This is a genomic window from Peribacillus sp. NPDC096622 (genome assembly GCF_044762665.1).
Taxonomy (GTDB): Bacteria; Bacillota; Bacilli; order Bacillales; family DSM-1321; genus Peribacillus; species Peribacillus frigoritolerans_B.
In genome coordinates, this window is record NZ_JBIWES010000023.1 from 41,984 (window position 1) to 47,983 (window position 6,000).

Genomic DNA, 6,000 nt, shown 5'->3' on the forward strand with positions numbered 1-6,000 from the left:
CCAAATTTCTAAATCCATTCTATATACTAGCTCAAACTAACAGAATTTAGCATTTGAAACTAGAGAACTCCTCTACATCAAATTTTGCAAAATAACCATTCTTAAAAAGCGGATCATCCTTGACAGTGGTAGCTGCTGTTTCTAGCGAATCACTTATTATTATTAGCAATCCTTGTTCGCTTGAAGTATTTGCACCGCTAAATATCAATATATCCTCTGAACATAATTTCTGAAGATATGACAAGTGCTCATTTAACAGTTCATTACTTATCTCACCTTCTATTGCCTTTTCTCGATAGGTTACCACAAAGGCTTTTTTTTCCGGGCTAATATGGTACCCTTCGGTTGATGTTAATGTTATGCTCCTTAAAGAACGTCCTCCGTCACCATCCTTACCATCCTTACCATCCTTACCATCCTTAACACATCCGCCAAAGAAAACCTGAGCCGACTGCTGTTCTTTTAATAATGTTAGATACAACTCCCGCATTTTGGGATTTTTCCTCATAAGCTACCTCCTATCCATTTCACCTTGCATCATAATTATGCTCATATCATTTTCCTAATATACACTTTCCTTTCAAGGAGATTTTTAGAGGAAGATTTTAGGATGAAGCAACCAATACCTCATTACCTATTCTAATTTCTACTTTAAATCCCGCTAATTTTACTGTTATTTATTTTATTTAGCACATTTACTTTTTGAAACCCCCCTGGCAGCGTAGAGGTCAGTACTTGATTGTTTTCTTTTACTCTGTTGTTTATGTAGCTAAAATAAGTAGAGACAATAAACAAATTGGAAGAAGTCTTAGCTAAATTAGAACTGGCGAAAGAACAATTCATCATTATTACTCTTGTTTAACTTTTTACACTCTATCGTAACTTTCGAATATCTTCCAAAAGACTGAAAAAAAGCCTTCCTCATAAGGAAAGCTCTGTATATCGGTAAAATAATGGTAAACTTTTGGTCAACTCGCTATTTGGGTTGCTACTCACGTTCTGCCCTATCCACGCGGCTTGCTCCCTGCGACCCCACTCTTAAAAATCTTTTTTCGATAACCAGCGTATAACTTCTGTTCACCTTTATGCCCGCCATTCCACCACGGTTTCATCAAAGGCATCCATCAAGGAATCTTGCAAACTTTTTTTTTCCTTTAAGTTAATTGGTGTTTCTTCCTGTTTTAAACTTGCCATTGTCTTCATCGTCAAATCAAATAACCTTTCTGTTGGGATTTCAGATAAATCACGTTCCTGCAATTCTGCATACAAGCGGTTTAACTGTTCCCCGAAAAATTCCACCCGCTTCTTTTTGGAGACATAATACTTATCTTGTAAGGCTTCCAGTTCTAACGCCCTGCGATTGCTGATCTCGATTTCCATGTCCTTTCCCCATTTAATAAGAGTAGGCTTGCTTACCCCTAATTGCAAAGCTATCTGCTCATATGGTACTTCTTTGGCTCTTAATCCAATAAACTGATCTTTTTGGTCTAGTTTGGCAATCTTAGTCATTGTTCCACATCCCTCTTCATTTTAATTAGCTATTTAATCCGAAATTTTTTTCTATAATCATCTGTAAATAAATCAATGAATTGTGTATTATCATGAAGACGGCTATAGACTCTTTTTCCCACGGCAACGGGCAAATCTACATCCGTTAAATTACTTGTGTAGATCGTCGGTTTACCAGACCGACTTTCTACAATTTCAAAAATCATGCCTTTTCTCCAATCATCGTTTCCTCCTATTGCTTCAGATCCAACATCATCAAGAATAAGTAAGTCAAGTCTTGAAATATCTCTTAAAATCGCTTTTTCTGTTTTAGAAGCTCCCTTTTGGTAAGTTTCTTTAATAATCGAGAGCAATTTCCCCGTGGTTAAAAAGCCCACGGTAAAACCTTTTTGTTTAATGTTCCTGGCCATTGCTACACACAAATGTGTTTTACCTGTTCCCGGATTTCCCATAATCAAAAGATTGTAAGGTTTCTCTGGAAATTCCAAAAATGATTTCGTGAATAAAATAACCCTTTCCTTAGCTCCAGCAGTAATGTTATCTGTTTCCTGATAGTTACTGAAGCCAGCATTCATTAAAGGTTCAGGAGGAAGAAAGTATTCTTTAGCAAATCTTTCACTTATTGATGCCTTTAATTCCTGTAAACTTCTTTCTTGGTAATCCTTAAAAGCCTCTTTTTCCCTACAAGCGTGACAATTCATCATTTTCTCGACTGGAAACCAATCCTGTTGATTAAATATACGATAAAATAAACGGCTGGCCGTTTCATCTCCGCAAACTGAACAGGGTAAGTTGTATTGACCTTTTACTTCGAAGTCATCGCGATCAGATAATATTTGATTTATCTTTTTAGCTGCATCTTTTAAGACATCTTCAATATTTAAAAAGCGATTGATATCTTGCACTTCCAACCCTCCTATTAAAGCAATTCAGCTTCTGATTTTTTCATACGGGTATACTCCTCTGATGTTAAAGGTTTTGGCTCTCCCCAATGACTAGGGCGTTCTGTTGAAAAGTCCTGAATACTTCTCTTGTGAACCAATTTAGCTTTGATTGCTAATTGATCAAATTGCTTTCTTAATTTAGCTGGAGAAAGTATAGTCGACTTCCAAAAGGAATCCTTCTGACACCAATCTATTAGATATGCAATCTGTTCTTTCGATCGTTTATCTCTTTCCATCATTAAACGAAAATCATGTGACCATTTTTGAAGGTTCGGTTCTTTAAAACCAGGTGAATTAACTTTAATTTTTTTCAATAGCCTCAAGGACAACTTATATGGAACACTCTCTTCGTCGTAGCTTTCCGACTTAAACTTTTTGATTTCATTTTCATTCTTTATTTTTTTATCATTCTTGTTAGGTGTTACCTGTTTGTTAGGTGCCTGTTGGCTCCTTGTTAAAGAGCTTGTTAATTCGTTCTCATTGTTTTGATAGAGACTCCAATTAACAATAGTTATTAGTCGGTTTCTATTTGTTGATTTGTTTGTTAAAAATTCAAATTTTTCAAAACGTTTTACCGCCGTTCTTACATTTTGTAGTGAAATGCCTTTACCACATTTATTAGCGATAGATTCCAAGCTTGTTATTACTTGTCCAGGAGCAACTCTATAAGGCTTACCTTGCCATTCCCAATCCCTTTCTTGATGATTTACCATCATTAGCAGCGTAATTAATATTGTTTTTTGTTCCGGTGTGGAATTAATCCAAATCGGCTTATCTAGTAACTTTCGATGGACCTTTACCCATCCAGTCATATCGCCTCACCTGCTTCTCCAAAAGATCTTTAATGCATTCCCTTATATATTGACCTTGCCACCCAGTTGTCGTATTTCATCTGTCCAAAGATTAATGTATACTTGAACTTCTTTCCTATTAAACACCCATTTTTTACCGACCCTTATTTTAGGAAATCTGTGGTCACTCAGAAACAATTTTTCTATAGTAGGCCATGAAAGACTTAACATCTGACACAATTGCTTGCTGTCCATGAGAATAGTATCCATTTCGATTTTTTCAAGATGCTTATGAACTTCAGTGAGATATAGTTCTTTTAATCCTTCTTCATTCAATGAAAATTGAATTATATTTTTTTCTACCATTATAAATCACCTTTTTTTTCGATTTCATCCTTGATTTCAGCTATAGCACTGATGACACTTTCCTTACGTTCTTCTGACATTTCGCTTTTCATCCAATTTCGAAATGTATTTTCATGAACCCCCAGTCGCTCTGCAATTATCCAAAATGGAATAATTCCTTTAGCTTTCCTAATTTCTTTATTACGTTTGAACATATGACGTCCCCCTTTACACATAAAATAAATACTTTTTGTTGTGTTTCATGTTGTTATCGCTTTAAGGATAATGTACAATAAAAGGGAATTTATATCAACACTTAAAATACCGTAAATTAAACTGTTTTATGTAGTTTTTTTATTATCCTGCATTTTAAAAGCACAAAATTATTCCAAATAAACAAAAAAATAGCCCCTTTCGGAGGTTATCAGAGAAGGGAAACGACAAATGAAAAAAAATTTTTTAACTGAAATGAAAGTAGATAACCCATTTTATGTTTATCAAGACTATGAATTAAAAGAGAAATTATCTTTTTCTGAAAATAATATGAATGCAATCCCTTATGAAGGTTTTGCCCCCAAAAAAATAATTCCTTTGCCTACAGATGTTCCTATTAATTTTAACGGACATCTTTACGGGGAAAACACAAATGGTCAAATTGAACGTATTGATACTGAATCTGAGTTAAAAAACTATAAGTATAAGGCGGCTTATTTAGTTGCAAAAGAGGCTTTAACGACTATAGAGAAAGAAGATTATTTAAGTAAGTTGTTTCCTGACAAAAAAGTGACAAATGAATATAATTTGAACGAATTTGGAAGAACTCTTTACACTGAATTTGCCAAATGGGACTTTAATTGCTTTCAAGATTTAATGAATTTTTGTAAGACATGGGGGCTTCCAACTGGTGTAACCATTTCAGTCCTTGAAACAAAAATACCTGAAAATGATATTAATATCATTTGGATGTCTCTTGAAGACTTCTACACAAAGATTCATGAATACCAAAGGATCTTTTCTTACTTTAAAGCTTTAAATACCAATGATTTTTCTACACTTCCAACAGCTCCCAAGAAAAGAGAAAATTCAAAAGTACATGCACAACGGATGTTAATCAAAGAAATCGAAAAAAAGTCCCTCTTCTCCTATAAGATTAAAAGACAACAAGACATACCTACACCTATTTCGATATTTAGAGATTTATTCGAAGCAGCATACTTTTATTTAAATCTATCTATAAACAGTTCCACTGAAATGCGACTTTGCGAAAACTGCGGACAACTCTTCGAAGTAACTCACCAGCGTCAGCGGTTTTGTTCGGTACTTCCAGGACGAAAAAGGTCTAGCTGTGAAATGGCATTCAACAACCGACTAAAAAAAGAAAAAAAACAAAAAGGAGAAATTTAACATGGCATATATACGAAAAAGAAGTAATGGAAAATGGGCTTATACAGTCTCTCTTGGGATAGATTCACTTACTCAAAAACAGAAACAAAAAACCAAATCGGGCTTTGCTACGAAAAAAGAAGCAGTTTCAGCCGCTCGAAAAGTTGAGGCAGAAATTGAAAATGGAGCTTTTGTAAAAGAAACTAAAATGACTTTTAAATCCTTTGCAGAAGACTGGATAATGGTATACGCCCAAAATTCTAAAATAAGTAGTGTAAGGGCACGTAGCAAGGAAATGAAACACTTTATATCTGTATGGGGGACATATCCACTTAAAAAGATTAGTAAACAAATGTACCAAAAGCGAATAGTTGAGTTGTCTGAAAAATACAGCCGGAATTATTTAAGTGGCATTCATGCTTGCGGTCGAATGATCTTTAATCATGCGGTTGAACTGGGTCTCATAAAACTTAATCCGACCGAAAATACTCATTTGCCTAAATATCAAGTTAAGGTAGAAGAGATTGAAAGCCAAGAAGAGGAGATAAAATTTTTAGAAAAAGAAGAGCTGGCACTATTCTTACGTTATGCTGATTCAGATGGCTTAGAAATGGATTCTTTGATATTTACCACGCTTGCCTATACTGGTTTGCGTATTGGAGAATTACTTGCTCTTAAGTGGACTGATTTTGATGATGAAAGAGGGTCATTGCGTGTTACTAAGACTTTATACAATCCAAGTAACAATATAAAAAAGTATGAGTTACTCCCACCAAAAACATCAGGCTCAATCCGAACCATTCGAATTGATGAAAGACTCGTATTAATGTTAAAGCGACATGAGATCAAGCAAAAAGAAATAAAATTACAGAAAGGGCCAAATTATTTAGATAACCAGTTTATCCTAGCAAGAAATGATGGACATCCTCAATTAAATCGAGTAGGAGGAGGTGCCTAGCCTCCGACCTCTCACACCACCGTACATACCGTTCGGTATACGGCGGTTCAGTTTAAGTCTGACGTAGTTT

The 6,000-nt window shown here is 34.9% G+C and carries 8 protein-coding genes; 2 read left to right on the plus strand and 6 right to left on the minus strand.

What is annotated here, in order from left to right:
• Positions 1-46 precede the first annotated feature (46 nt).
• The 6 genes from ACIQYG_RS24195 to ACIQYG_RS24220 form a co-directional block, all read right to left on the minus strand.
• Positions 47-508, minus strand: coding sequence for a YciI family protein (locus ACIQYG_RS24195; protein ID WP_402843405.1), 462 nt, complete (start codon positions 506-508; stop codon positions 47-49).
• A 575-nt stretch (positions 509-1,083) separates the two neighbouring features.
• Complete coding sequence (locus ACIQYG_RS24200) at positions 1,084-1,509, minus strand: COG3415 family protein (protein WP_402843408.1); 426 nt, start codon at positions 1,507-1,509, stop codon at positions 1,084-1,086.
• Between the two features lie 29 nt (positions 1,510-1,538).
• Entirely contained in the window at positions 1,539-2,414 is an 876-nt protein-coding gene (locus ACIQYG_RS24205; RefSeq protein ID WP_402843410.1) for an ATP-binding protein, read from the minus strand.
• A 14-nt stretch (positions 2,415-2,428) separates the two neighbouring features.
• Positions 2,429-3,265 (minus strand): hypothetical protein, encoded by an 837-nt coding sequence (locus ACIQYG_RS24210; RefSeq protein WP_402843412.1) that lies wholly within the window; start codon positions 3,263-3,265, stop codon positions 2,429-2,431.
• A 42-nt stretch (positions 3,266-3,307) separates the two neighbouring features.
• Entirely contained in the window at positions 3,308-3,610 is a 303-nt protein-coding gene (locus ACIQYG_RS24215; protein WP_402843415.1) for a helix-turn-helix domain-containing protein, read from the minus strand.
• Complete coding sequence (locus tag ACIQYG_RS24220) at positions 3,610-3,804, minus strand: transposase (RefSeq protein ID WP_402843418.1); 195 nt, start codon at positions 3,802-3,804, stop codon at positions 3,610-3,612. Before ACIQYG_RS24220 ends, ACIQYG_RS24215 begins: the two co-directional genes overlap by 1 nt.
• Before the next feature lie 229 nt (positions 3,805-4,033).
• Between ACIQYG_RS24220 and ACIQYG_RS24225 the strand changes: the two genes are divergently transcribed.
• Complete coding sequence (locus tag ACIQYG_RS24225) at positions 4,034-4,993, plus strand: hypothetical protein (protein WP_402843420.1); 960 nt, start codon at positions 4,034-4,036, stop codon at positions 4,991-4,993.
• 1 nt (position 4,994) lies between these two features.
• Positions 4,995-5,930, plus strand: coding sequence for a site-specific integrase (locus ACIQYG_RS24230; RefSeq protein ID WP_402843423.1), 936 nt, complete (start codon positions 4,995-4,997; stop codon positions 5,928-5,930).
• Positions 5,931-6,000 lie beyond the last annotated feature (70 nt).

Bases quoted from the DNA above. Each gene is read 5' to 3' on its own strand.
- ACIQYG_RS24200 (WP_402843408.1), bottom strand. From the start codon at position 1,509: ATGACTAAGATTGCCAAACTAGACCAAAAAGATCAGTTTATTGGATTA.
- ACIQYG_RS24220 (WP_402843418.1), bottom strand. From the start codon at position 3,804: ATGTTCAAACGTAATAAAGAAATTAGGAAAGCTAAAGGAATTATTCCA.
- ACIQYG_RS24215 (WP_402843415.1), bottom strand. From the start codon at position 3,610: ATGGTAGAAAAAAATATAATTCAATTTTCATTGAATGAAGAAGGATTA.
- ACIQYG_RS24230 (WP_402843423.1), top strand. From the start codon at position 4,995: ATGGCATATATACGAAAAAGAAGTAATGGAAAATGGGCTTATACAGTC.
- ACIQYG_RS24210 (WP_402843412.1), bottom strand. From the start codon at position 3,265: ATGACTGGATGGGTAAAGGTCCATCGAAAGTTACTAGATAAGCCGATT.
- ACIQYG_RS24195 (WP_402843405.1), bottom strand. From the start codon at position 508: ATGAGGAAAAATCCCAAAATGCGGGAGTTGTATCTAACATTATTAAAA.
- ACIQYG_RS24225 (WP_402843420.1), top strand. From the start codon at position 4,034: ATGAAAAAAAATTTTTTAACTGAAATGAAAGTAGATAACCCATTTTAT.